Origin of the sequence: Thermoactinomyces intermedius (genome assembly GCF_013912365.1) — a bacterium.
In the GTDB taxonomy this organism is placed as follows: domain Bacteria; phylum Bacillota; class Bacilli; order Thermoactinomycetales; family Thermoactinomycetaceae; genus Thermoactinomyces; species Thermoactinomyces intermedius.
Genome location: NZ_JACETT010000015.1, coordinates 1 through 23529 on the forward strand (window position 1 = coordinate 1; position 23529 = coordinate 23529).

Annotated in this window: 24 protein-coding genes and 1 pseudogene; 17 read left to right on the forward strand and 8 right to left on the reverse strand. The window is 49.1% G+C overall.

Translation table 11 applies throughout. The features are described 5' to 3' along the window. Positions 1-64: 64 nt before the first annotated feature. From H1R82_RS14825 to H1R82_RS03915, 3 genes and pseudogenes are all read left to right on the forward strand, one after another. A pseudogene (locus H1R82_RS14825) lies at positions 65-2566 on the forward strand (vitamin B12-dependent ribonucleotide reductase); the annotation flags it as partial. Between the two features lie 138 nt (positions 2567-2704). Then, positions 2705-3355, forward strand: a complete 651-nt coding sequence (locus H1R82_RS14965) for a TSCPD domain-containing protein (RefSeq protein WP_445267830.1) — start codon at positions 2705-2707, stop codon at positions 3353-3355. Between the two features lie 136 nt (positions 3356-3491). Beyond that, the gene (locus H1R82_RS03915; protein WP_181731709.1) at positions 3492-4223 is read left to right on the forward strand and encodes a metallophosphoesterase; all 732 of its coding nucleotides are present in this window, start codon (positions 3492-3494) and stop codon (positions 4221-4223) included. A 51-nt stretch (positions 4224-4274) separates the two neighbouring features. On the opposite strand, the gene hutH is transcribed toward H1R82_RS03915, so the two are convergent. After that, positions 4275-5807 (reverse strand): histidine ammonia-lyase, encoded by a 1533-nt coding sequence (hutH, locus tag H1R82_RS03920; protein WP_181731708.1) that lies wholly within the window; start codon positions 5805-5807, stop codon positions 4275-4277. A gap of 185 nt (positions 5808-5992) precedes the next feature. Here hutH and H1R82_RS03925 point away from each other — a divergent pair, with 185 nt between their 5' ends. The 4 genes from H1R82_RS03925 (at position 5993) to H1R82_RS03940 (ending at position 8695) form a co-directional block, all read left to right on the forward strand. Further along, positions 5993-6460 carry a hypothetical protein gene (locus H1R82_RS03925; RefSeq protein WP_181731707.1) on the forward strand — a complete coding sequence of 156 codons (468 nt, stop codon included), beginning with the start codon at positions 5993-5995 and terminating at the stop codon, positions 6458-6460. Positions 6461-6652: 192 nt separating this feature from the next. Further along, a complete protein-coding gene (locus tag H1R82_RS03930) occupies positions 6653-7216 on the forward strand; it encodes an NADPH-dependent FMN reductase (protein WP_220215002.1) in 564 nt (187 codons plus the stop codon). An 11-nt stretch (positions 7217-7227) separates the two neighbouring features. Further along, positions 7228-7659 carry a transcriptional regulator MntR gene (gene mntR, locus H1R82_RS03935; protein ID WP_181731706.1) on the forward strand — a complete coding sequence of 144 codons (432 nt, stop codon included), beginning with the start codon at positions 7228-7230 and terminating at the stop codon, positions 7657-7659. A gap of 82 nt (positions 7660-7741) precedes the next feature. Further along, a complete protein-coding gene (locus H1R82_RS03940; RefSeq protein ID WP_181731705.1) occupies positions 7742-8695 on the forward strand; it encodes a patatin-like phospholipase family protein in 954 nt (317 codons plus the stop codon). A 68-nt stretch (positions 8696-8763) separates the two neighbouring features. Here H1R82_RS03940 and H1R82_RS03945 read toward each other — a convergent pair whose 3' ends face one another. From H1R82_RS03945 to H1R82_RS03955, 3 genes are all read right to left on the reverse strand, one after another. Further along, complete coding sequence (locus tag H1R82_RS03945; protein WP_181731704.1) at positions 8764-9024, reverse strand: hypothetical protein; 261 nt, start codon at positions 9022-9024, stop codon at positions 8764-8766. 14 nt (positions 9025-9038) lie between these two features. Continuing rightward, the gene (locus H1R82_RS03950) at positions 9039-9974 is read right to left on the reverse strand and encodes a DUF1385 domain-containing protein (RefSeq protein WP_181731840.1); all 936 of its coding nucleotides are present in this window, start codon (positions 9972-9974) and stop codon (positions 9039-9041) included. A 202-nt stretch (positions 9975-10176) separates the two neighbouring features. Further along, positions 10177-11349 carry a C39 family peptidase gene (locus H1R82_RS03955; RefSeq protein WP_181731703.1) on the reverse strand — a complete coding sequence of 391 codons (1173 nt, stop codon included), beginning with the start codon at positions 11347-11349 and terminating at the stop codon, positions 10177-10179. A 203-nt stretch (positions 11350-11552) separates the two neighbouring features. Here H1R82_RS03955 and H1R82_RS03960 point away from each other — a divergent pair, with 203 nt between their 5' ends. The 3 genes from H1R82_RS03960 (at position 11553) to H1R82_RS03970 (ending at position 14426) form a co-directional block, all read left to right on the forward strand. Continuing rightward, positions 11553-12623: a M24 family metallopeptidase gene (locus H1R82_RS03960; RefSeq protein ID WP_181731702.1), complete on the forward strand. Its 1071-nt coding sequence runs from the start codon at positions 11553-11555 to the stop codon at positions 12621-12623. 20 nt (positions 12624-12643) lie between these two features. Further along, positions 12644-13201: an elongation factor P gene (gene efp, locus H1R82_RS03965; protein WP_181731701.1), complete on the forward strand. Its 558-nt coding sequence runs from the start codon at positions 12644-12646 to the stop codon at positions 13199-13201. An 82-nt stretch (positions 13202-13283) separates the two neighbouring features. Further along, a complete protein-coding gene (locus H1R82_RS03970) occupies positions 13284-14426 on the forward strand; it encodes a conserved virulence factor C family protein (RefSeq protein WP_181731700.1) in 1143 nt (380 codons plus the stop codon). 119 nt (positions 14427-14545) lie between these two features. Here H1R82_RS03970 and H1R82_RS03975 read toward each other — a convergent pair whose 3' ends face one another. From H1R82_RS03975 to H1R82_RS03990, 4 genes are all read right to left on the reverse strand, one after another. Further along, positions 14546-15850: an MDR family MFS transporter gene (locus H1R82_RS03975; protein WP_181731699.1), complete on the reverse strand. Its 1305-nt coding sequence runs from the start codon at positions 15848-15850 to the stop codon at positions 14546-14548. A gap of 302 nt (positions 15851-16152) precedes the next feature. Beyond that, positions 16153-16605, reverse strand: a complete 453-nt coding sequence (locus H1R82_RS03980; RefSeq protein WP_037993879.1) for a DUF441 domain-containing protein — start codon at positions 16603-16605, stop codon at positions 16153-16155. Positions 16606-16671: 66 nt separating this feature from the next. Continuing rightward, complete coding sequence (comA, locus tag H1R82_RS03985; protein ID WP_181731698.1) at positions 16672-17463, reverse strand: phosphosulfolactate synthase; 792 nt, start codon at positions 17461-17463, stop codon at positions 16672-16674. A gap of 76 nt (positions 17464-17539) precedes the next feature. After that, positions 17540-18820, reverse strand: coding sequence for an MFS transporter (locus tag H1R82_RS03990; protein ID WP_181731697.1), 1281 nt, complete (start codon positions 18818-18820; stop codon positions 17540-17542). Between the two features lie 140 nt (positions 18821-18960). Between H1R82_RS03990 and H1R82_RS03995 the strand changes: the two genes are divergently transcribed. The 7 genes from H1R82_RS03995 to spoIIIAF all read left to right on the forward strand — a co-directional run bounded on the left by H1R82_RS03995 (position 18961) and on the right by spoIIIAF (position 23479). Continuing rightward, a complete protein-coding gene (locus H1R82_RS03995; protein ID WP_181731696.1) occupies positions 18961-19383 on the forward strand; it encodes a CD1247 N-terminal domain-containing protein in 423 nt (140 codons plus the stop codon). Between the two features lie 127 nt (positions 19384-19510). After that, positions 19511-20491, forward strand: coding sequence for a stage III sporulation protein AA (spoIIIAA, locus tag H1R82_RS04000; RefSeq protein ID WP_181731695.1), 981 nt, complete (start codon positions 19511-19513; stop codon positions 20489-20491). Next, positions 20485-21000 carry a stage III sporulation protein SpoIIIAB gene (gene spoIIIAB, locus H1R82_RS04005; RefSeq protein WP_181731694.1) on the forward strand — a complete coding sequence of 172 codons (516 nt, stop codon included), beginning with the start codon at positions 20485-20487 and terminating at the stop codon, positions 20998-21000. The genes spoIIIAA and spoIIIAB overlap by 7 nt, the downstream gene beginning before the upstream one ends. Positions 21001-21028: 28 nt before the next feature. Beyond that, positions 21029-21235, forward strand: a complete 207-nt coding sequence (spoIIIAC, locus tag H1R82_RS04010) for a stage III sporulation protein AC (protein WP_037993870.1) — start codon at positions 21029-21031, stop codon at positions 21233-21235. A gap of 15 nt (positions 21236-21250) precedes the next feature. After that, positions 21251-21640, forward strand: coding sequence for a stage III sporulation protein AD (gene spoIIIAD / locus H1R82_RS04015; RefSeq protein WP_049719938.1), 390 nt, complete (start codon positions 21251-21253; stop codon positions 21638-21640). A 12-nt stretch (positions 21641-21652) separates the two neighbouring features. Next, positions 21653-22837: a stage III sporulation protein AE gene (gene spoIIIAE, locus H1R82_RS04020; RefSeq protein WP_181731693.1), complete on the forward strand. Its 1185-nt coding sequence runs from the start codon at positions 21653-21655 to the stop codon at positions 22835-22837. Between the two features lie 21 nt (positions 22838-22858). Beyond that, entirely contained in the window at positions 22859-23479 is a 621-nt protein-coding gene (gene spoIIIAF, locus H1R82_RS04025; protein ID WP_181731692.1) for a stage III sporulation protein AF, read from the forward strand. Positions 23480-23529: the final 50 nt, after the last annotated feature.

Sequence of the window (23529 nt, forward strand, 5' to 3'; positions counted from 1 at the left end):
TGTAGTATCAAAAACAGTATTATACTGTTTTTGATACTACATATAGTAGAAAGAAGAGAGGGAAACAATGAAGATCACGAGGTACTTCACCAAAAAAGGCCAAAACCCATATGACACGATTGAATATACAAAACGGGACAGCCGCATCACCAATCCGGACGGAACGGTTGTTTATGAGATGAAGGGAGCCGAAGTTCCGAAGGGTTGGTCACAGGTTGCCACCGATATTTTGGTTTCCAAATACTTCCGCAAAGCGGGAGTGCCCCAAACGGATGAAGAGGGAAATGAAATCCTCGATGAAAACGGAAAGAAAGTTCTCGGACCGGAAAGAAGCGTCAAACAGGTTGTGCACCGTTTGGCCGGATGCTGGCGGAAATGGGGGGAAGATCACGGATATTTCGATACGGAGGAAGATGCCCAGGCCTTTTATGATGAATTGGTGTACATGCTGTTGCACCAAATGGCCGCGCCAAACTCCCCCCAGTGGTTTAACACGGGATTAAGTTATGCTTATGGTATTACCGGAAAACCGCAAGGCCATTATTATGTGGATCCCAAAACGGAAGAATTGAAGAAATCGAAAAGTGCATATGAACGTCCGCAACCGCATGCCTGCTTTATTCTTTCGGTGGAAGACGATCTGGTCAATGAAAATGGAATCATGGATTTGTGGGTGCGGGAAGCACGGTTGTTTAAATATGGAAGCGGTACGGGAAGCAACTTCTCCAATATCCGCGGGAAAGGGGAAACCCTGTCAGGCGGAGGCACTTCATCCGGACTGCTTTCTTTCCTGAAAATCGGGGACCGTGCAGCCGGAGCGATCAAATCGGGCGGCACCACCCGCCGGGCGGCAAAAATGGTGTGCCTGGATATTGATCACCCGGATATCGAAGAGTTTATCAATTGGAAATTGGTCGAGGAGAAAAAAGCCAGAGCATTGATTCAAGCCGGATATGATTCTTCGTTTAACGGAGAAGCTTATGAAACCATTTCCGGGCAAAATTCCAACAACTCTGTCCGGGTCCCCCATTCTTTCTTCAAGAAACTGAAAAACAATGAAGACTGGGAGCTGACGTACCGCACGACCGGTGAAGTGTGCAAAAAAATCCCGGCCCGTTCCTTGTGGGAACAAATCGGAAAAGCCGCTTGGGAATGTGCCGATCCTGGAATCCAATATGACACCACCATCAATGAGTGGCATACCACGCCCGCCGGGATGGATGGCAAACTCGGGGCAAGGCACAACCGGATCAATGCTTCCAATCCTTGCTCGGAATACATGTTTTTGGATAATACCGCTTGTAACCTGGCTTCGTTGAACCTGGTGAAATTTTTTGATGCCGAAACCGGCAAGTTCGATATTCCCGCTTTCCGTCATGCTTGCCGTCTGTGGACCATTGTTCTGGAAATCTCTGTGTTGATGGCACAATATCCGTCCAAAGAAATCGCCAAGCTTTCTTATTTGTATCGCACCTTGGGGCTTGGATATGCCAACATCGGAACGTTGCTGATGATTTCCGGCATTCCTTATGATTCCAAAGAAGCCTTGGCGATTACGGGGGCGATCACGGCCATCATGACCGGGGTGGCTTATTCCACTTCGGCGGAAATGGCCAAAGAGTTGGGACCTTTTAAAGCATTCCCGCAAAACCGGGAGCATATGCTCAGGGTGATTCGCAACCATCGCCGTGCGGCATACAATGCACCGGAAGAAGAATATGAAAACCTGGAAGTCAAGCCGATGGGCATTGATGAAAAAGTTTGCCCGGAATATCTGTTGAAAGCGGCCCGGGCTGCTTGGGACGAAGCTCTCGCCATGGGAGAAAAATACGGTTATCGCAATGCGCAAACGACCCTCTTGGCTCCAACCGGAACCATCGGTTTGTTGATGGATTGCGACACGACGGGGATCGAACCGGATTTTGCGTTGGTGAAATTTAAAAAGCTGGCCGGCGGCGGTTACTTTAAAATCGCCAACCATTCCATCCGTCCGGCCTTGAAAAAGCTGGGTTACAGCAAAGAGCAAATCGACGACATTCTCACTTATGTAACGGGTACGTTGTCGTTGGACAATGCGCCTCACATTAACCGGGAAACCTTGAAACAAAAAGGGTTTACCGATGAAGATCTGAACCGGGTGGAAGAAATTCTGCCGACAGTGTTTGAGCTTTCGTTTGCTTTCAACCGTTATACATTGACGGATGATTGTTTGAAACGCTTGGGCTTTACCCCCGAACAGTATGAAAAACCGGATTTTGACGTGTTAAGGGCATTGGGCTTCACCAAGAAGCAAGTCGATGAAGCCAATGATGTGATTTGCGGCATGATGACGATTGAAGGAGCACCGCATCTGCGTGAAGAGCATTACCCGGTTTTTGACACGGCCAACCCGTGCGGAAAACATGGCACCCGCTTTATCCACTACATGGGGCATCTGCGGATGATGGCCGCGGCTCAGCCTTTCTTGAGCGGAGCCATTTCAAAAACCATTAACATGCCGAATAGTGCCACCGTTGAGGATATCCTCCATGCTTATGAAGAAGGATGGAAATTGGGATTGAAGGCCGTGGCCTTGTACCGCGACGGATCCAAAAGCTCCCAGCCGCTCAATACCAAAGGGGACGATCAAAACGATGAGGAAGCCGCGGAAGAAGAGGCGCTGTCTGCCGGCCCTGAGTCAAGCCAAGCGGTTTCCCAAGGCCGTGTGTCCGGTGTCCGTCGCCAGTTGCCGCGGAAACGGGACGGATTCACTCAAGAGGCAAGAATCAACGGGCAGAAGATCTATGTTCGCACCGGGGAATATGAAGACGGCTCGTTGGGAGAAATCTTTATTGACATGCACAAAGCAGGAAGCACGATGCGGGGCATGCTGGATGCATTTGCCGTTGCGGTTTCTCTCGGCTTGCAATACGGGGTGCCGCTTGAAAAATATGTCAACTCATTGACGTTCACCCGGTTTGAACCGGCCGGAATGGTGGACCATCCCAATATCAAAATGGCCACTTCGGTGATTGATTACGTCTTCCGGTTATTGGGTATGGAATATCTGGGAAAAACGGATTTTGTCCAAGTTCCGCCGAAGAAAGAAGAGTTGCGTTGTTATTTGAACCAGAAAAAGAAAGAATCGGCCGTTGACGCACCGGCAGCGGAAGCAAAGGAAACAAAGGAATTAAAGGCGGATGAAAAACGGAAGGAATCATTGCAACTGTCGTCCGCATCTGTGGAAAACAGCAATCTGGAAGCCATCCGTGCCAGCAGTGGAGCCCCCTTGTGCATTGAATGCGGCGGAATGACCAAACGGAACGGATCCTGTTATGTTTGCCTGGATTGCGGTGCCACCACCGGTTGCTCCTGATCACCAAAAAAACACCTCCCGATGCGGGAGGTGTTTTTCTTCCGTTTGTTTTGAAAAATTGCTCAAGTGACCGGGTTTTTGTATTATACAATCATAACCGACAAACCGTTACAAGAAGAAAAAGGTGTGAAGATGATTGGCCATTTACGCATTAAGTGATCTGCATTTATCTTTTAACAGGGAAGTCAGTTTGTATGACATTGATCCGGAAAAAGACATTGATAAACCGATGGATGTGTTTGGATGGGACCGGCATTATCATCAAATTCGTGATCATTGGTTAGATACCGTCCAACCGGAAGATACCGTTTTGATTCCCGGGGATATCAGCTGGGCGATGAAACTGGAAGTGGCCCGTTACGATTTCGGCTGGATCCATCAGCTTCCCGGAAAAAAAGTGCTGTCGCCGGGAAATCATTGTTATTACGCCCAAAGCAAAAAGAAAGTCCGCCAGATGCTCCCGGAAGGCATGGAGTGGATCGATGCCGATTACACGCTGGTGGAAGGAAAAGTGGTTGCCGGCACGAGAGGCTGGACGCTGCCGGGAGATAAGTTTTACAACGAAGAAGAAGACCGGAAAATTTATGAACGCCAAGTGGGAAGGCTTGAAATCGCTCTGGAAATGGCGGAGCGTGAACAACCGGATAAAGAAAAAATCGTGATGCTGCATTATCCTCCGATCACGCCGATGGCCAGCGAATCGGGATTTATGGAACTCATGAAGAAATATGGCGTGAAACTGTGCGTTTATGGTCATTTGCACGGCAGGGCGCAAGAAGATGCGATTGAAGGGAATGTCGACGGAATCGAATTGCGCCTGGTTTCATGCGATGCCATCGGGTTTTGCCCGGTGAAGATTTGGGATTGATGACGACAAAAGCAACGGAACAGCAAAGTCCGTTGCTTTTTTCTTTGCCGGTCAAACTTTCAGCCCGATCCGGCTTTGAATCAAACTGGTCAGTTGTCCGCTTTGGATGAGATGGTCGGCCCATTCGATTTCCCGGTAACCTTCCCGGTCTTCTTCCAAGGGAGGGACCGATTGGCGCAACAGATCGTAAGCCAGCCGTGTGCTTCTGCCCGGTTTTTTTGATTGAAATTCCAGAGCTTGCGCGGCACAAAGATATTCGATGGCCAGCACTTTGCGGGTGTTTTCGATCACTTGCCGGCATTTCCGGGCGCTGATCGCTCCCATGCTGACATGGTCTTCCTGATTGCCGGAGGAGGGGATGGAATCGACGGAAGCCGGATGCGACAAGGTTTTGTTTTCCGAAACCAGGGAAGCGGCGACATATTGAAAAATCATGTAACCGGAGTTTAATCCCCCGTTGGGGACCAAAAACGGAGGGAGGCCGCTGAGTTGCGGATTGACGAGCCTTTCCGTGCGGCGTTCGGAGATGTTGGCGATCTCGGCCATCGCCATGGTTAAGAAATCCAAAGCCAAAGCAAGGGGCTGCCCGTGAAAATTTCCTCCGGAGACGACTTCTTCTTCATCGGCGAAAAGAAGCGGGTTATCGGTTGCGGCATTCATTTCCCGGAGCACAATCTCTTCAACATAATGGAAAGCATCTTTGGAAGCGCCGTGCACTTGTGGGATACAACGAAGACTGTAAGCATCCTGGACCCGTTTTTCCCCGGGCTTGCTGATGCATTCACTGCCTTGAAGCAGTTTGCGCAAGTTATCCGCGGTGACCATTTGGCCGGACTGTCCGCGCACTTGTTGCAGACGGGGATGAAAGGCATGCGGGATGCCTTCCAATGCTTCCAAAGTCATGCAAGCAATAATGTCTGCAGCCAGCAAAAGTTTTTTGGCTTCCATCACGGCCAAGGCTCCGAGGCTGCACATCATTTGCGTTCCGTTGATGAAGGCCAATCCTTCCTTGGCTTCCAGTTTAAGCGGCGTCAGGCCGATTTCTTTTAATACATCCGAAGCGGGCTTTCGTTTCCCCTGATGCATGACTTCTCCCCTTCCCAAAAGCGGAAGGCACATGTGGGCGAGCGGGACCAGATCCCCGCTGGCACCGAGTGACCCTTGCGAGGGGATGACCGGATACACTTCCCGGTTCAACAACGTCACCAGAGCTTGCACCGTGGAAGGGCGAATTCCGGAATAACCTTTGGCCAAAGCGTTGATCCGGAGCAGCATCATTCCGCGGACCACTGGCTCCGGAAGCGGTTCCCCCGTTCCGCAGGCATGGCTTTGGATTAAATGGTGTTGAAGCCGGGAAGCTTGGCCGGGATCGATGAAACGGTTGCATAACTGGCCAAAGCCGGTGGTGATCCCGTAAACTGTTTCTCTGTTTTGAATCAGCCGTTCGACAAAATCCCGGGAAGCTTGCATCCGTTTGATGGCTTCATCGTCCAAGGCAACCGGGGTTTTTTCAAAAACAACAGATGAGAATTGAGAAAAATTCAATTCATCCCCTTTAATTTTTACAGTTTGGTTCGCTGCCATTTTATCGCTTTCTCCTTTTATTATATTAGAGTGTTCAATAGAAAGGAGGGTTGGGGAGAATCCCGACCCTCCTTTCGTTTGGATTATTTTTATTATATTTCTATAAAGAAAAGAATGAGCCTGCACCATCCGGAAGAAAGGGGAATACAATAAATCGATCTGAAACAGAAAAGAGGCTGTAAAAGATGGCATGTTCCGGACGGAATATTTTAATCAACGGAGGCTTTCAAAAAGGAAGGGCTCCATGGACGGGAAAACGGATAAGCCGGATGAAAAACCCGCTGCGCGCCGGGGATTATTCCATGTGGATGGGGGCCACGGGGGCCGGGGGTGATTCTGTCTTAAAACAGACCATTCGCGGCCCTTTCGAAAGAGGTTGTGTCTATTATCTGTACTTTCGTCTGCTGAACGTGACCCCTCCGCAAAGCCAAGCAGAGTTGTATGCCACGGTGGCTTATTCAAACGAAAAACGGCAGATTATCCGATCCACCCCGCTTCTCATTCATCCTCCTTACTTGGGAAGGAAATGGTATTCGTATTTCACCATTGTCCCGTCTCCCCCTTCCAATGCCCGGTATGTTGCGGTGGTGTTCCTGCTTAAAAAAGGCTTGTTGTTTGTGGATTACATCCGTTTGGCTTCGCATGACATTTGACGGGAAGATGGCTTGACGGGTATAATGTTTTGTCTTTTCTGAAAAAGCTACTCTTTAAGAGTCAGCTTTTTGTTTTTGTAGAAAAGATCGGATGAATTAGGTATACTGAAACGTGCTAAAATGAAACAATACAGATCTTTTTCAAGGGACATCAATGGCAAAAGGATACATAGAAAAGACGGGGGTGCTGATATGGTGAAAATCTTGGCTGTTCCCGGCAGCTTGACGGAAGATTCGACCACCCACAAAGCAGTGGCGATCGTTGCCGAAGCTGCAAGGCAGACCGGAGCTGAAGTGGAAATCTTTGATTTGCGAAAGTATCCGCTTCCCATTTATGATGCTCGCTCCGATGAGTCGACGTATCCGGAAAATGTTCACCGGTTTAAACAAAAAATGTTGGAAGCTGAAGGATATATCCTGGCTTCCCCCGAATATCACGGATCCGTCTCGGGGGTGTTGAAAAATGCACTGGATTTTATCGGGGCGAGAGAATTGGAAGGGAAATTTGTCGCGCTGTTGGGAACTTCGGGAGGAGCCTTGGGAGCCACCAATACCTTGAACACCTTAAACATCATCTGCCGGACATTGCATGCTTGGCCGTTGCCATCCATGCCGTCTGTTCCTCAGGCTTACCAGGCCTTTCATCCGGATGGCTCGTTGAAGGATGAAAAGCTGGAAAGTCGTCTGAAGCGTTTGGGTGTGGATCTGGTCAAAACAATCGAGCGTCATTGTGCGGGTACGAATAAGGATAGATAGGGGGCCTCTTCATGCCTACACCAAGCATGGAAGATTATTTGGAAAATATTTATAAGTTGATTGAGCAAAAAGGTTATGCACGGGTTTCGGATATTGCTGAGGCTTTAGAGGTTCACCCTTCTTCTGTGACCAAGATGGTGCAAAAGCTGGACCAAAATAAATATTTGGTTTATGAGAAATATCGCGGTTTGATTCTCACGCCGAAAGGGAAAAAGATTGGAAAACGCTTAATGGACCGGCATGATCTCCTGGAACAATTTTTGCGGTTGATCGGAGTCAGTGAAGATAAAATTTATCAGGATGTCGAGGGTATTGAACATCACTTGAGCTGGGACTCGATCACATGCATCGAAAATCTTGTGGAGTACCTGGAAAATAATCCGGAATTGGTCAAGTTTCTTCATTCGTTGAAAAAAGAAGAGCAAATGGATTCAAAACCCTAAAAACCTTGGACATGTTTCCAGGGTTTTTTTCAACAGAGAGACATATTTATGGGAAAAGGAGAATTTTTTCAGGAGGGATCGTATGTGGGCTGATGCTGTGTTTGAAGGTGGCGGTGTCAAAGGGATCGGGCTGGTGGGGGCTTTGTCTGTCGCTGAAAGCAACGGGTATCGCTGGAAAAAAGTTGCCGGCTCTTCGGCCGGGTCGATCATCGCCACATTGATTGCATCCGGCTATACCGCCCGGGAAATGGCTGAAATCATGATGGACAAAGATTTCAGCGATTTTTTGACCCCGAAATGGCCTGACTATTTGCCGTATGTGGGATCCGCCATCCGGTTATGGTTTAAAAAGGGATTGTTTTCCGGGAATGATTTGGAGAAATGGATCGCCCGGCTCCTCGAGCAAAAAGGGGTTCAAACGTTTCAAGACTTGTCCCGGGAAACGGAGCTTCATATCATTGCTTCAGACATCACGCGGGGCCAACTGTTGGTCTTGCCCCGGGATCTGGAGGATTATGGCTATCAGGCGGAAAATTTTCCGGTGGCCAGAGTGGTCCGTATGAGTTGCAGTATTCCGTTCTTTTTTGATCCGGTGAAATTAACGTACAAACCGACAGGGGAGACTTGTTACATCGTCGACGGAGGCGTGTTGAGCAACTTTCCGGTCTGGTTGTTTGACAAGGAGAATCCCCGTTGGCCCACTTTCGGTTTCCGGTTGTTCTCCGAAAGAGATCATGAATTTAATAAGATCTCCGGTCCGTTCAGCATGTTGCTTTCCTTGTTTTTTACCATGTTGGAGGCTCATGACAACCGCTATATTGAGGAATTGGAGCAAGTGCGTTCAATCCAGGTTCCTTCTTTGGACGTCAAATTAACTGATTTTTCATTATCGAAAGAAAAAAAGAGGGAATTGTTCTTGTCCGGGGTCAAAGCGGCCGAACTCTTTTTCAATAACTGGACATTTGACGAATATTTAAAAGCAAGGGGCAAGCGAAACAGTCTCCGGCAAAAACGCACGGATCAAGCGGGAAGCTGATGAAAAAACAAGTCGGAATATTTCAAAATATACCGCAAGTCAAGGCCCCCGGCGGATGGGGGCCTGACTTATTTTTTATTTCCGTTGATGACTTGAAACCGGTGTTTTTTCCGCTTTTTTTTCGGCAGCTTTTTCGAGGCGCGGGGATGGGAAGGGTTGACGAGGCGGATGAACCAGCGGGGAGGCGCTTTGTAAAAATACCAGACCAACCCGATGACAAGAACCGGGATGAAAAAAGATGAGGGAGAATGGACCAGTTGGGAGATCAAACCGATGGCGGCAAGCCCCAAAATCAGATAATACCATGGAAATTGCGTTCGCCTTGGCATTTTGCAGCCTCCTTTTAATGAATTGGAGAGTTCACCGGGGGGGTCAACGGGGAAGCGGGCGTTTTCTGTTTTTCCAAAAGCGCATCCATCTCCCGCATGCGTTCAAAGGCTTTGATGGCCACTTCCACCTGATCATCGGTCGGCTCTTTGGTCGTCAGTTTTTGCAACCACAATCCCGGATAGCCCAAATATTTGAGAACCGGTATGTGTCGCAGCGAATTGGTGAATTTTAGCCATTCATAAGATAATCCGATCACCACCGGAATCAACAGAATCCGGATTCCGATTCTCTCCCATACATTGTCATAGCTGAAAAATGAATAGACAATGACGCCGATGATAATGGTGAAAACCAAAAAGCTGCTGCCGCACCGGTAATGAAGCGTGGAATATTTTTGCACGTTTTCCACGGTTAAATGTTCCTCGTTTTCAAAGGCGTTGATCACTTTGTGTTCCGCCCCGTGATACTGAAAAACGCGTTTGACAAGCGGGGTTTGGGAAACAGCCCAGAGATAGCCCAACAGCAATAAGGTTTTGATGGCGCCTTCAATCAAGTTTTGCACGATGAGGTTTTGGGTGAAGCGGTCAAACAGGATGCTTGCCAGATAGGCGGGCAAAGCAGTGAAGATGACCTTCCCGATCAGTAAAGACAAAATCCCGATGAGCGTTATGCTCAGGATCATTTCCCATTTGGAGCCGGATGTTGGCTCTTCTTCAACTTCTTCGGCTTCTTCGGGATCCAGATGATCCAGATCATACTTTTCGGAGGCATATTGCATATGCTTGGCCCCCAACGCACTGGATTCAATCAGCGAAACCAGCCCGCGGATGAATGGAAGTTGTTTCAGCGGCTTCAGCCAAGCGATTTCATTTTTTTCTATTTCCAAGCACTCAATCTCTCCGTTTTTCCGCCGGATGGCCGTGACTTGCGCATATCGGCCGCCGAACATGACGCCTTCGATGACGGCTTGTCCGCCATATGCGATGTTTTTTTCGGACACGAAAGGTTGCACCACCTTGTTTTTATGAAATGTTCACAGAAAACCGAACGCGGACGAAGAGGCGGACACGCGCCGGGCGGTCCGCTTCTTGCCGTTCGGAGTCCATTCTAACTTGAATTCGGCAAATGTGTAAATAGACGGAGAATGAATCTTACCATCGGTCCCCCAGCGGAATGTCCCAACCTTTGGGATAAATGAGGTAGACGGTGCCGTTGGAGTGGTTGAGAAAAGCTTTTTCAAACGCTTCGCGCGGATAAGTGATGCGGACTTGATCGTCGCTGGGGCCGGCCGGGTCATTGGTCAGGACATCCCCGTTTTCGTCAAAACCGCGGATCACCAACAGATGCCCGTTGGAAGAGGGGATCGGGCTTCCGGGCAGTTCCCCTTCACCATAAGCAATGCTGGCGATGACGGGGACACGGTGTGCGGTCCAGCGTTCCGCGTCCGCCAGGCTTTTCAGCCGCACCACTTTGGCTTCCAGCCCGTTAGAGGCGGCATAGGCCGTGTTAAAAGTCCAGTTTCCCCCTCCGTCATAAACATAATCCCACACTTTTGTGACAACCTGTGGCACGGGTTGATCCCAACGGGGTTGATTCATTACTTTGGCCCAATAAGCCATCACCATGGATAAAGAGGTGGGGGAACACCAGACTTCTCCCCCGTCCGGATAAACCATTTGGGAACGCATGGGTACGTCCAACGCGCTGGTCAAGCCGGTTTTGGGCACTTGGCCGGGTTCATCTTTGCCGGAGGCAACCGAGAGGCCCAAGGAAGTCAGGACGGGGCTTCGGCCGGGCTCGGTCGTAAAGAGGGTGACCCGGGCTTGAACGGCAGAAGCCGTCTTGTTCAACACCAGCGTGTCGACGGAAACCCGCCCGAATTCGTCCGACTGGCCGCTGACGGAATGGCGCCGGAAAGGGTGGTCGTTTTCATGCCAAACCCCCATGCTGTACCACGAACTCCAGCGGTTTTTGCTGTGGACGCGAAGTTCCACTTCGATCCAGGTGTTTTCAGGAGTGTCGGCTTCCCATGAGGCAATGGTTTCAAGAAAATTCTCACGAATTACCGGTGAAGTCCACGTGCCGTAATAGAAAGTGCCAAAATGGTATTTTCCGGATGAGTCCGTTCCTTGTTTGAGCTTGGCGGGATTTAAACGAAGCGCCGCACCGTCGTAAAAAGTGCCGTCAAATTTACCGTGATGAAGTCCGGATGCAAGGGAAATAAACCGTTTGTGGCTGCCGGAGGCGCTGGCGGCAAAGACAGCGGAAGGTATAAAGGCCCAGACAAGCAATACAATAAAGAGGGTGGAAAAAAAACGGAGCAAAATGAGGATCCCTCCCAGATTTTTTGATTAAACAATTCGATTTTTAAGGGGGTTTTCCTCTTCCCGGAAAGAAACGTAGACAAAAAAACGGGATCATGGGAAAATATAATATTGCGAAGAAATGCCTTCTCCTCTGTGGTACAATACGAATATCTACATAACACCAATTGCGGGGCGTTTATCCGTTTAAAAGGGGGAACAGGATGAAACGGCGAATTCAACGTTTGCACGAAGAGATGGCGGCAAAAGGCGTGGAAGCCCTTCTGATCAGCCATCCGGTCAACCGGCGCTATATGACAGGTTTCACGGGAACGGCAGGGGTCGCTTTGCTGACGGGGAAAGAAGCTTTGTTCATTACCGATTTCCGGTATGTGGTCCAGGTCAAAGAACAATGCCCGGATTGGACATTGGTCCGGCAAGAAGGGGACATTTTCGCTGATGTGGCGGCTTGCTGCAAAAAGCTGGGGATTCAACAGCTGGCTTTTGAACAGGATCATTTGACCTATGCCCAGGTGGCCAAGCTGAAGGAACAGTTGGATTCCATCCGCTTGGTGCCGGTCAGCGGACTGATCGAAAAGCTTCGCCTGGTCAAAGAACCCGAAGAGCTTTTGCTGATCAAAGAAGCAGCCAAAATTGCAGATCGTGCTTTTGAACAGATCTTGCAAGAGATCCGCCCCGGCATGACGGAAAAGGAAGTGGCTCTGCGTCTGGAAGTGATCATGAGGGAACACGGGGCAACTTCTTCCTCCTTTGACACCATTGTCGCATCCGGTTGGCGCTCGGCTCTTCCCCACGGGGTTGCCAGTGACAAAGTGATTGAAAAAGGGGATCTTGTCACATTGGATTTCGGAGCTTATTATCAAGGATATGCGTCCGATATCACCCGCACCGTCATGATGGGCAAACCCACCGCGAAACAAAAAGAAATTTATCAAATTGTCCTGGAAGCAAACAAAAAGGCGATTGCCGGGGTTCAACCCGGGAAAACCGGAAAAGAAGTGGATGCCATCGCCCGCAATTACATCAAAGAGCATGGTTATGGAGAGTATTTCGGACACAGCACCGGCCATGGCTTGGGAATGGAAGTCCATGAGAAACCGCTCGTTTCCACGAGGGGAGAAGAAGCACTGGTTCCGGGAATGGTGATCACCATTGAACCGGGCATTTACATTCCTGATTTGGGTGGCGTTCGGATTGAAGACGATCTGATTGTTACCGAATCCGGATATGAAAACATTACAAACGTTTCCAAAGAAATCATCATGATTCATTAAAGTTTGGGAGGAAAAGAAGAATGATCAGTGTCAACGATTTTCGTACAGGTTTAACCATTGAACTGGACAACGATGTTTGGCAAGTGATGGAATTTCAACATGTGAAGCCAGGAAAAGGCGCGGCGTTTGTCCGTTCCAAATTGCGCAATTTGCGAAACGGGAACATCCAGGAACGCACCTTCCGGGCTGGTGAAAAAGTTCCCCGCGCGATGGTGGAAACACGCGAAATGCAGTACTTGTATGAAAGCGGCGGCGAATACACCTTTATGGATAATGAAACCTATGAGCAAATCACCTTGCCGAAGGAACGGCTGGAATATGAATTGAACTTTTTGCAAGAAAACATGAACATCCAAATCATGATTTACAAAGGGGAAACCATCGGGATCCAATTGCCCAACACCGTGGAGTTGGAAGTGGTGGAAACCGAACCGGGAATCAAGGGAGACACGGCCACCGGCGGAAGCAAACCGGCAAAATTGTCCACCGGGTTTACCGTGCAGGTTCCCTTGTTCATCAATGAGGGAGACCGTCTCATCATTGACACGCGCAGTGGTGAGTATGTATCCCGTGCCTGAGGGGAAGATGAGACCTCTGTAGCTTTGCTATGGGGGTTTTATCCGTTTTTAAAGGATTAATTGAAGCAAAGGATGGGATAGCATGCGGATCGTATCCATTGAACCGACCCCCAGTCCCAACGTGATGAAGTTAAATATGGATGAGACACTTCCGGACGGAGTCAGTTACAATTTTCCCAGGGAGAAAGCAGAGGAAGCGCCGGATTATATCCGGAAACTGCTGGCGATTGACGGGGTGACAAGCGTTTTTCAGGTATCGGACTTTTTGTCTTTGGAGCGGCACCCCAAAGCGGATTGGCCGGCGGTTTTGGCCGAAGCGCGCAAAATCCTGGGGGAGGCCGAAGGTGAAAGGGAAGAACAGAGCGGGCAAACGGTGGAGGAAGAATCGTCTTCTTTCGGTGAAATCACGGTTTTGATCCAAAAGTTGAAAGAGATCCCCATGCAAGTAAAATTGTTAAAAGACGGGGAAGAGTACCGCTTTGGATTGCCGGATCGTTTTAAAGAGGCCGTGATGAAAGTTCAGGAAACGACATCCAATTTGATTTTTGAACGGCAATGGGTTGAGCAAAAGCCGCGATACGGGGAGATTGAAGAAGTCGGGAACCAAATCGTGGAAGAAATTTCCGCCGCCTATGACAAAAAGCGGCTGGAAAATCTGGTGAAACGAGCGTTTTCCGGGGAGACGGAAACGAAAGAAAAAGGCATCAGCCGGGAAGAAGTGGAAAAAGCATTCACTTCTCCGGAGTGGGAAAAACGGTATGCCGCTTTGGAACAATTTGAACCGGAAATCGGGGATCTGGATTTGCTGGCAAAAGCGCTGAAAGATGAAAAGCCGGCAATTCGCCGCCTGGCGGTGGTGTATCTCGGTTTTTTGGAAGATGAGCGGGTGCTTCCGTATCTGGAAGAAGCCTTGAAGGACCGGTCCGCCATTGTCCGCCGCACAGCGGGCGATACGATGTCGGATCTGGGGAATCCCAAAGCCATTCCGGCTATGTGTGAAGCGTTGAAAGATCCGAACAAACTGGTGCGATGGCGTGCCGCCCGGTTTTTGTTTGAGGTTGGCGACGAAAGTGCGATTCCTGCTTTGGAAGAAGCCGTGAATGATGTCGAATTCGAAGTGCGGTTGCAAGCCCAAATGGCTTTGGAACGCATTAAGCGGGGAGAAGAAGCCAGCGGAACGGTTTGGCAGCAAATGATGAGGCGGATGGAAGAAGATAAGAAATAAAACACAGTCCGGTTTTTTTCCTGAAGAGGGCAGAAAACGGATGGATGCTCACGGTGTGAACATCTCATCCGTTTTTTTCATGTCTCTCCAATTCCGACAGGGCGCCGGTTTTTTCCGGACTACACTGCTTTTTGAGCACCCCGTTTTTTTAGATGGCCGGACGGAAGTGGACGGTGCCGTAAGTTCCGGAACAAAAGATGATACAAAAATGCCCCGGCAAAAGCGATCAAACCCAAAATGGCAAAGGTCCACGGATATCCCACCCATGCCGACAAGGGAATGGCGGCGGGGGCAATGGTTTTCCCGATGGAAAACCGGAGACTGGCTGCGGCAAAATATTGTCCGCGCATGGACTCCGGAGCCAGTTTCGAAATAAAGCCGTCCTGCAATCCGACCACCAGGATTTCGGCGACGGTGAAAATAAAGATAGCCAAAAAGGCGAGCCACCACAGATGCGTCATACCCAGCAAAATCATGGAAAAGCCGTACAGCAGGGATGAGGTGACAAAAACGGTTTTTTCGTGAAAAGAGTGAATCATCTTGGTGATCCAAACCGTAAAAAGAACCACCATCAAACCGTTTTCCGTAATCAGCCAGCTGAAAAATCCGGCGCCTCCCGCTTCGATTTTGAACGATCCCCATTGAAACAGGGTTTGAACCGGAATCGATTCCGTGACATAAACGCCAATGACCAAATCCAGTTGCATGAAGGTTTGGGAAACCAGGATGCCTGCCAGGATAAAAAGCATGAAGTTAAAGTCGGAAAAAATAATCCGGTAGTCCCGCAAATTTTGTTTGACAAACGCAATCCATTTCCCGTTTCCGGACACAGGGGTGTTTCCTTCCCGGATCCGGGCGGTTTCCCGGACAAATTTTTGGATCAAAACCGCTAATAACAGAGTGGCCAGGCCGGATGCCAGCAACAATTCAAACCGGTGTTGAAAAAAGAAAAATCCGCCCAAAACCGGTCCGACGACCACGGCCAGATTGGACGTGGTGTAAAAGGTGGCAAAAACCTGGTTCCGGTCCTCTTCGGCCACCACATCCGCAATCATGGCATGGCTTGCCGGCCAATAGATGGATTGAAACATTCCCAAAACGGCAAAGCAGACAAAAGACCAACCCGGTGAGGAAAACCAAGGCGAATTGGCCAGTGCAAAGGAGAAAAAGGTGACCGATTCCCCGACGGAGGCGATAACCATCATTTTTTTCCGTCCGTAGCGGTCGGCACAATAACCTCCGGCCAGATTGGCCAGCACACTGATCATCTGTGAAAGAATCAACAAGATCCCGGCGGTTTTTTTTCCGTAAGCATCGGCGAAGAATATGGACATAAACGGGATATACATCCAAAAAAGAATGTGAATCAGCCCTTCTCCGAAGAGACGGACTTTTAAATTTTGGTCCCAATCTCGAATTCGCACAGTACTCCCCCTTATAAAAAGAAAAAGAAGCCACAGGCAAGACGATCCTTACCCGTGGCTTCTTTTGGAGATACGAGTCCCGCAAAAAAAAGAGTTTATCCGTCATCGGGGCGGAAAGGATTGAATCTGCCTACAAAGGTTTTGATTTGACGGGCATACTTGAAGCCCGGTTTTTTCAGGGGAAACATGCTTACGATTTGGAGATTTTTCATAATCCTTTCCACCTCCTTGATTTTTTTGAAAATGATGTACTTTTATTTTAGTGAAAGATCAATCCGGTTGCAATCTTTTTTTAACCGGATTCAAAAAAGCCATTTCAAAAGCCGGAGCAAAAAGGCTGTGATTCCTGCAGCCATCAAAGGGCCGACCGGAATGCCGCGCATAAATAAAATGCCGAAGATGGAGCCGATTACAAGCCCCACGATGAGTTGAGGATCCACTTTTAAAAGGTCCAGTCCTTTTCCGTTCATATATGTAGCCAAGGCTCCGCCAATGAGAGCCAAAATCCCGGGCAGAGTGATAAAAACGGATAAAACATCTTTGCTTTGGATTCGCCCGGAAGCAAAAGGGACCAAAACGGAAATGGTTAAAAACAACAATCCGAATTCCAACCCTCTTCTTTCCAAAGCAGGGAAGTACCGCTCCAAATGAATCAATTTGAGAATGAGCAACAAACTGGAGGCCGTTGCGATCAACGGCGATCGTCCGATGACGCCGATGATGATGAGTGTCACTAAAAGAAGATCGGGATTCATTCGGTTAACCCCTGTCCTGTCAAGTTTGTACTAAAAATATGTGGGACAGGTTTGATTTATGAATGTTTAAGTACGGGGATCGCCCGGATGGAAGGTATCGGCCCGAAGGCCTCTCCGCAAGCATTCCAGCGACAGGATATCATGGGGCGAAATATTTCCCAGATTGGCCTTCGGGCCGAGAAGATGAAGAAGTTGGATTTGCTGATGGGTTTGGGGAGCTTCCCACAAAATGGTATCGGGATCGGTTCGGTTCCGGATGAATTCCAGCATGGACCGGCGGATTTGCCCGTTTTCATCATAGATCCCGACATTTTTTCCCGATTCTCTTCCTTCCACGATCACAAAGGCGGCTCCCGCCTCCCGGTCCCGTTCATATACATCTGCAAACGTTTTTAAATCCAGGGGAATGCCTGAGGCCTTTTTCCCGATTTCAGTGATGACGCGAAAACCCATTTCTTGCCCCAGTCTGATCAGGCGGGAGCGCTCGGCCGGGGAAAATTCCATCAATCCGTCGGAAACTTCAATCCATTCAAACCCTAATCCGGCGAGGGTCTTCAAGCACGGTTGGAGCTTTTTTCGGGCATGGGCAATTTCCAAAAAGGTGCCGCCCGGGTAAATGGAGACCTTGGATTGCCGGGCGAGTGCTATTTTTTTTCGTAAGATTTCGGGCGGGGTGACTCCGGCGGTGCCAAATCCCAACTTGAGAAAATCGATATATTCGCCGGCGAGCTGAAGCAAATCGCAAAAAGCGCTCAACCCCAACCCCTTGTCGATCACCATGGTCAAACCGTTCCGACGGGGTTTAGGCGGGCGCTTTCGGGATGAAACGAGTGTATCCGGCCATAATGGCTGATTCATGGATTTCGCCTCCTGAAATGAAATGCATCTTGAAATACATCTTATTTTTATGCGGGGCGAATCCGCCGGTAACACTTCAGGCAGGCGAAAGCTTTTTTTTCCGCAGCAACAAACGGGTCCTTCCGTCTTTTCCCCGCAACCGTTGGGGACGCTCGATAAACTTCCGGGTCAGGAAAATCATGACAAATAATATGCCTCCCAGCCCGAGAAACAAAAGAAAGGGATGCGGTGACAAAGCGCCGAAAACCGGCGGGCCGAGGGCCACTCCGAAAAAACGGACGCTGTTGTATAACGAAGTGATGATGCCACGTTCCTGCATGCCGACGGCGGAGGTGATCAACGTATTTAAACAGGGAAGGATCAACCCGCTTCCAATGCCGATGGCAAAAGAGCAGAGAATCAGCCAGTAGGCATTGCGCCACCAGGGAATGGCCGCAGTGGCGATCGTGGTGATGATCAAACCGATCACAATCAATTGGTTCATCTGGTGCGTTTTTTCTTTTACATGAGCCCCCGTGAAGTATGCGGTCAAACATAAGGCGAGCAACGGGATGGCCAAAATAAACCCTTTGATCACGCCACCGATGCGGAAGGATTCTTCAAGGAAATCAGAGAGGTAAAACAAAACCCCGAACATGGTGAACATGATCAAAGACCCGGACAAAAAAGTAACGACAAGCCAGGAACCCCTGCGTTGAAAGACCTGGCGGATATGTTGTTTGTATTCCCGCAAAGGTTGGGGGGGTTCTCTTTTGGACGGTTCTTCGATCACTTTCCATAAGGCAATGGCCACCGGCACACACAAGAGAGGAAAAATAAAGAACATGGCATACCAAGTGATCAGTGCAATCAGTGAACCGAGAATGGGACTGATGACTTTCCCGAATGCGTTGGAGGCTTCCAAAATGCCAAGCGATTTGCTCCGGGCTTGCCCTTGGTACAAATCCCCCAACAAGACCATGGCAATCGGAGCGGTTCCGGCAGCGCCGATGCCCTGAATGATCCTTGAAATCAAAACCAGGGTGTAAGATCCTCCTTGGATGATGGACGAAAAGCCGGCCAACAACCCTCCAAAGCCGTATAAAAGCAAACTGTAAAAAACAATTTGTTTGCGGCCGATCCGGTCCGCCAGAATTCCGGCCACTGGAATGACGATGGCAGCCGGGATGGAAAACAAGGTGATAAGCAGGCTGACTTGGAATGAATTTACATTCAATGCTTCTTCGGCTGTCGGCAATACAGGAATCAGCATCGAGTTTCCGATCACCATGATAAACGGAATGGTGCTTAATGTGAGTAAAACCGCAGAATCAGGCGCGGTTCTTTTTTCTTTCGAAGCCATTTGGTTTGGAGGCATTCGGTTCACCTCTTTTGTCGTTTTATTGGTTTAGAATGTCCCGTTTTCCGTAAAATCTTGTTTCCATTTATTGATTTGTTTGGGTCTCCGGTGAAAAAGACACACTAAGGAAAAATCATCAGGGACGATGAGGTGATTGTATGTATGTCAACTTAAAACGGGATTTATCTTATATTGAGGGACTTTTGCAAGGTGATGAAAAACACCGGGATCACGTGGAATCCAAAGCATTGCACCGTCTGTTGGACGTAGTGGATCAGTTGGTGGAGTCCGTTGAGCAGTTGGACCGGCGACAGTCAGAATTGGAAGAATATGTGGAGGCCGTGGATGAAGACTTGAATGATCTGGAATTATTGGTTTATGACGATGAAGATGAAGACGAAGAGTTTGATGAGCCGGTGTATGTGGTTTGCCCCGAATGCGGGGAAGAAGTCGTGGTGGAGGCGGAAGATCTCGAAGATGATTCCATTGAACTTCTTTGTCCCAAATGCAATACGGTGCTGGAATTACAAGACATACACGATGAAGAAGCCGAAGAAATCATGGATGGCGGGACGGACTGAAAAAAGGGCGTCCCGCTCTTTTTTTGCTTCCGCGGTCCGGTGATTTTGTCCGCATTGCTTGTCATATTCAAAACAAGTCCACATATGAATGGGAATAAGAAAAAAGGTTTGGGACAGGAGGTGCTCCATGTCTTTTCAGCCGGTTCTTCAAGTTCTTCCGCTTTCCATCCGTGAGGTGATCCGGTCGCTTCCTGCTCCGGTGCTGGAGTGTTTGGAAGAAGTCAGGGTTCGTCAGGAGAGACCGCTGGAAATCGTCACCAATGAAGAGTCGTGGTTTGTCAGCCGGTCTTCGCGCCTTTCCAAACAGCCGCACGATGCCATGATTCCGAACAAGGAAGATTGTCTGAATCTCTTAAATCTGATCAGCAACCATTCATTGTACACCATGGATGAAGAATTAAGGCAGGGATATGTGACAGTGGAAGGCGGGCATCGGATCGGACTGGTCGGAAAGGTGATTGTGGAAGGAGGGAAAGTCAAACATCTTCGGGACATCACCGGTTTTAATGTCCGGATCGCCCGGCAGGTTCCCGGCGTGGCCGATCCGTTGCTCCCTTATATGTTCCATCACAACAAAGTGGAAAATGTGTTGATTGTGTCCCCTCCCCAATGCGGGAAGACCACGCTGATCCGTGACCTTGCCCGCCGGGCCAGCGAAGGAAGCGCATTGTTTCCGGCATTCAAAGTCGGCATTGTGGATGAACGGTCGGAGATTGCCGGATGTGTGGCGGGGGTTCCCCAGCATGATGTCGGTCCCCGGACGGATGTGTTGGACGGGTGCCCGAAAGCGGAAGGCATGATGATGATGATTCGCTCGATGTCACCGGATCTCCTGGTGGTGGATGAGATCGGGCGGAAAGAAGACAGTGATGCCATCCATGAAGCGATTTATGCGGGGGTTCACATTTTTGCCACGGTTCACGGGCAATCCATCAAGGAGATCGCCGCGCGTCCGGTGTTGAAGGAACTTTTGCAGGAAAAGGTTTTCACCCGGATTATCTTGTTGAGCAGGAGAAAAGGCCCCGGAACGGTGGAAGGTGTTTTTAATCAATTTTTTGAGCGGCTGGATGCAAGGCAACGGGCGGGAAGGCCGGGAACGTTATGTTGAAAGTTTTGGGAGCGGTTTTGATCCTCATGGCGACGTCCAAGATCGGATTTGACTCAGCCCGGCAACTCCGGAAGCGGCCGCGGCAAATACAAGAACTCCGTTCCGGTTTGGCGATTTTAAAAACCGAGATCAACTATGGGACAAGGCCGCTTGCCGAGGCATTCGAACGCATTGCCGAAGCAAGCGGCGAATTGAAACCGGTCTTCCTCGAAGCGAGCCGGAAATTAAATACTTCGGATGGCAAATCCACTTATGAATGTTTGAAATCGGCCATTGAGGAAAAGTGGAAAAAAACAGTGATGGGGGAAGAGGAAAAAGGCATCGTCCTCAAACTGTGCCAGGTGTTGGGCAGTTCCAACCGGTGGGATCAGTTGCATCACTTGGATTTGGCGCAAGAAAATTTGCAAATGGAAGAAAATAAAGCCCGGGAAGAACAAGAAACCTATGAAAAAATGGTGAAAACACTCGGAGTATTATCCGGAGCCCTTCTGGTGATTTTGATGTTTTAAACTTGGATGAAGGGGTGGTGCTGGCTTTATGCCATACCATTTGGATTCGGTATTCCAGATTGCGGGAATCGGAATCATCGTGGCCATGATTCACACGGTGTTAAAACAAATGGGCAAGGAAGATTTCGCTCATTGGGTCACCCTGTTTGGTTTTGTCGTCGTTTTGTTTATGGTTGCAATGTTGCTTCAGGATTTGTTTCAAACCATTAAAAACGTCTTTTTGTTTCGTACTTGATGGGAGGCGATCCGCTTGGAAATCATCCAGGTGGCGGGCCTTGGCCTTATCACCACATTTCTTGTCCTGGCCGTAAAAGAACAAAGCCCCGTTTTTGCATTTTCATTGGCACTGTTTGTCGGTGTGGTTATTTTTATCTTCCTGGCAACCAAAATCGGGGAAGTGATCGGGATCCTGAAGGATCTGGCGCATCTGGCCAAGGTGAATGACCTGTTTTTGGAAACCATCTTGAAAATCATCGGAATTGCTTACATTGCCGAGTTTGGGGCGCAAGTGACAAGGGATGCCGGACAAGATTCCATTGCTTCCAAGATTGAACTGGCAGGAAAAGTTTTGATCATGGTCATGGCCATCCCGATCATTACCGTGATGATTGAGACCATTATCCAAATTCTGCCCGCGTAAGGATGAAGGGGAATGAAGAAAAAGATTTTGCTTGGATGGATTTTGATTTTGATCACAGGCTTTCCTCTCTTGGCTGCGGCTGAAAGCGAGGGGGATTCCCGGATGGTCCATGAGATGATCCGTTCCCGCCTCGATCAGTTGCAAACCGAACAAGTCGAGGATTTTTGGAAACAAATTGCGCAAGATTATGAAAAATATTTGGACGGGCAGAGTTCAAAGGATATTTTTGATTTGATTCTCTCGGGGGAAAACGGTCTCAGCCTCAAGAACGTTTTAAGCGGTTTCGTCAGGTATTTTTTCGATGAAGTCCTGTACAACGGGAAATTGTTGGGCAGCATCATCATCCTTACGGTTTTCAGCATGATTTTGCAAACGCTCCAGACGGCGTTTGAACAAAATCAGGTCAGTAAAGTGGCCTATGCCATCGTGTTTATGGTGGTGATCATTTTGGCGGTGAACAGTTTTTATGTCGCCGTCGATTCGGCCAAGCTGGCGATCGGGCGAATGACCGATTTCATGCTGTCGCTGGTTCCGTTGATGATGACGCTGATGGTGACGATGGGCAACGTGGTGTCCGTATCCCTTTTTCATCCCTTGATTGTTTTTATGATCCACATCATCGGAACGTTGATCTATACCGTGGTTTTTCCGCTGTTGTTTTTTTCGGCGGTGCTCAGCATCGTCAGCAGCATCACGGAGAAGTACAAAGTCAATCACTTGGCGGGATTGTTGCGCAAAACCGGTATCACTTTATTGGGAGGGCTGTTGGCCGTCTTTTTGGGGGTGATTTCCATTCAGGGAGCCACCAGTGCGGTGACCGACGGGATTACGCTTCGAACCGCCAAATACATCACGGGGAATTTTGTGCCGGTGGTGGGAAGAACCATTTCCGAAGCGGCAGACACCGTCATGAGTGCTTCTTTGCTGGTGAAAAACACCGTGGGGCTTTCCGGAGTGCTGATCCTCCTGTTTATTTGCGCTTTCCCGGCGTTGAAGATATTATCGCTTGCCTTTATCTATAATTTTTCGGCTGCCATCATGCAACCTTTGGGAAGCAGTCCCATCATTGAAAGTTTAAACACGATCGGCAAAACACTGATCTACGTCTTTGCGGCTTTGGCAACCGTCGGGCTCATGTTTTTTCTCTCCGTAACCATTTTGGTAGCGGCCGGAAACATTTCCGCCATGATCAGGTAGGTGAAACAGATGGTCTCCTGGATGAGTGATTGGTTAAAGCAAATTGTCCTCCTGGTTTTGATCGCCACCTTTATTGATTTGTTATTGCCGAATAACCGTCTGGACAGATATGTGAAATTGGTGATGGGACTGCTCATCATTTTGGCGATGTTGTCACCCGTTTTCCAATTGCTCTCGGAAGACCATGATTTAAGATCCTTTGCCTTTCTCGGTTCAAGCCCGGCACTGTCCAAGGAAGTTTCGATGGAAGAAATAAAAAAACAAGGGGAGGCCCTCAAGCAGGAACAACAACAATGGATCCGGCAAGAAGCCGAATCAAGGGCCGGGGAACAGCTGAAAGACGAATTGCAACAGCGCTTCCAAGCCAAAGTGGAAAAAGCGGAAGTGAAATTAAAAATGGACGGAAACGAGCAGGCGATTGAAGGCATCGTGGTGGTCATGCGGCCCCTGGCTTCCCCGGCGACGCAATCGGACCGGTCCGTTGAACCCGTTGAAATCAATGTGGGAAAATCCGGCGATGGTACGCAAGAGAAAGATCAGGAAGCAAACCGGAAAAAACTGCAATGGGATGTGATACATTACCTTGAAAACCATTGGAATGTACCCAGGGAAAACATTCATGTGGAAGTGCAGGGGGAGTAGATGTTTGCCTGTTACGGTCATGGCCACCGGCTTTACATAACCATCAAAGA

Bases quoted from the DNA above. Each gene is read 5' to 3' on its own strand.
- comA (WP_181731698.1), bottom strand. From the start codon at position 17,463: ATGAATCAGCCATTATGGCCGGATACACTCGTTTCATCCCGAAAGCGC.
- H1R82_RS03940 (WP_181731705.1), top strand. From the start codon at position 7,742: ATGTGGGCTGATGCTGTGTTTGAAGGTGGCGGTGTCAAAGGGATCGGG.
- spoIIIAC (WP_037993870.1), top strand. From the start codon at position 21,029: ATGCCATACCATTTGGATTCGGTATTCCAGATTGCGGGAATCGGAATC.
- H1R82_RS03930 (WP_220215002.1), top strand. From the start codon at position 6,653: ATGGTGAAAATCTTGGCTGTTCCCGGCAGCTTGACGGAAGATTCGACC.
- spoIIIAF (WP_181731692.1), top strand. From the start codon at position 22,859: ATGAGTGATTGGTTAAAGCAAATTGTCCTCCTGGTTTTGATCGCCACC.
- mntR (WP_181731706.1), top strand. From the start codon at position 7,228: ATGCCTACACCAAGCATGGAAGATTATTTGGAAAATATTTATAAGTTG.
- H1R82_RS03945 (WP_181731704.1), bottom strand. From the start codon at position 9,024: ATGCCAAGGCGAACGCAATTTCCATGGTATTATCTGATTTTGGGGCTT.
- spoIIIAE (WP_181731693.1), top strand. From the start codon at position 21,653: ATGAAGAAAAAGATTTTGCTTGGATGGATTTTGATTTTGATCACAGGC.
- H1R82_RS03925 (WP_181731707.1), top strand. From the start codon at position 5,993: ATGGCATGTTCCGGACGGAATATTTTAATCAACGGAGGCTTTCAAAAA.
- hutH (WP_181731708.1), bottom strand. From the start codon at position 5,807: ATGGCAGCGAACCAAACTGTAAAAATTAAAGGGGATGAATTGAATTTT.
- spoIIIAB (WP_181731694.1), top strand. From the start codon at position 20,485: ATGTTGAAAGTTTTGGGAGCGGTTTTGATCCTCATGGCGACGTCCAAG.
- spoIIIAA (WP_181731695.1), top strand. From the start codon at position 19,511: ATGTCTTTTCAGCCGGTTCTTCAAGTTCTTCCGCTTTCCATCCGTGAG.
- H1R82_RS03960 (WP_181731702.1), top strand. From the start codon at position 11,553: ATGAAACGGCGAATTCAACGTTTGCACGAAGAGATGGCGGCAAAAGGC.
- efp (WP_181731701.1), top strand. From the start codon at position 12,644: ATGATCAGTGTCAACGATTTTCGTACAGGTTTAACCATTGAACTGGAC.
- H1R82_RS03950 (WP_181731840.1), bottom strand. From the start codon at position 9,974: ATGTTCGGCGGCCGATATGCGCAAGTCACGGCCATCCGGCGGAAAAAC.
- H1R82_RS03995 (WP_181731696.1), top strand. From the start codon at position 18,961: ATGTATGTCAACTTAAAACGGGATTTATCTTATATTGAGGGACTTTTG.
- H1R82_RS03970 (WP_181731700.1), top strand. From the start codon at position 13,284: ATGCGGATCGTATCCATTGAACCGACCCCCAGTCCCAACGTGATGAAG.
- H1R82_RS03980 (WP_037993879.1), bottom strand. From the start codon at position 16,605: ATGAATCCCGATCTTCTTTTAGTGACACTCATCATCATCGGCGTCATC.
- H1R82_RS03990 (WP_181731697.1), bottom strand. From the start codon at position 18,820: ATGCCTCCAAACCAAATGGCTTCGAAAGAAAAAAGAACCGCGCCTGAT.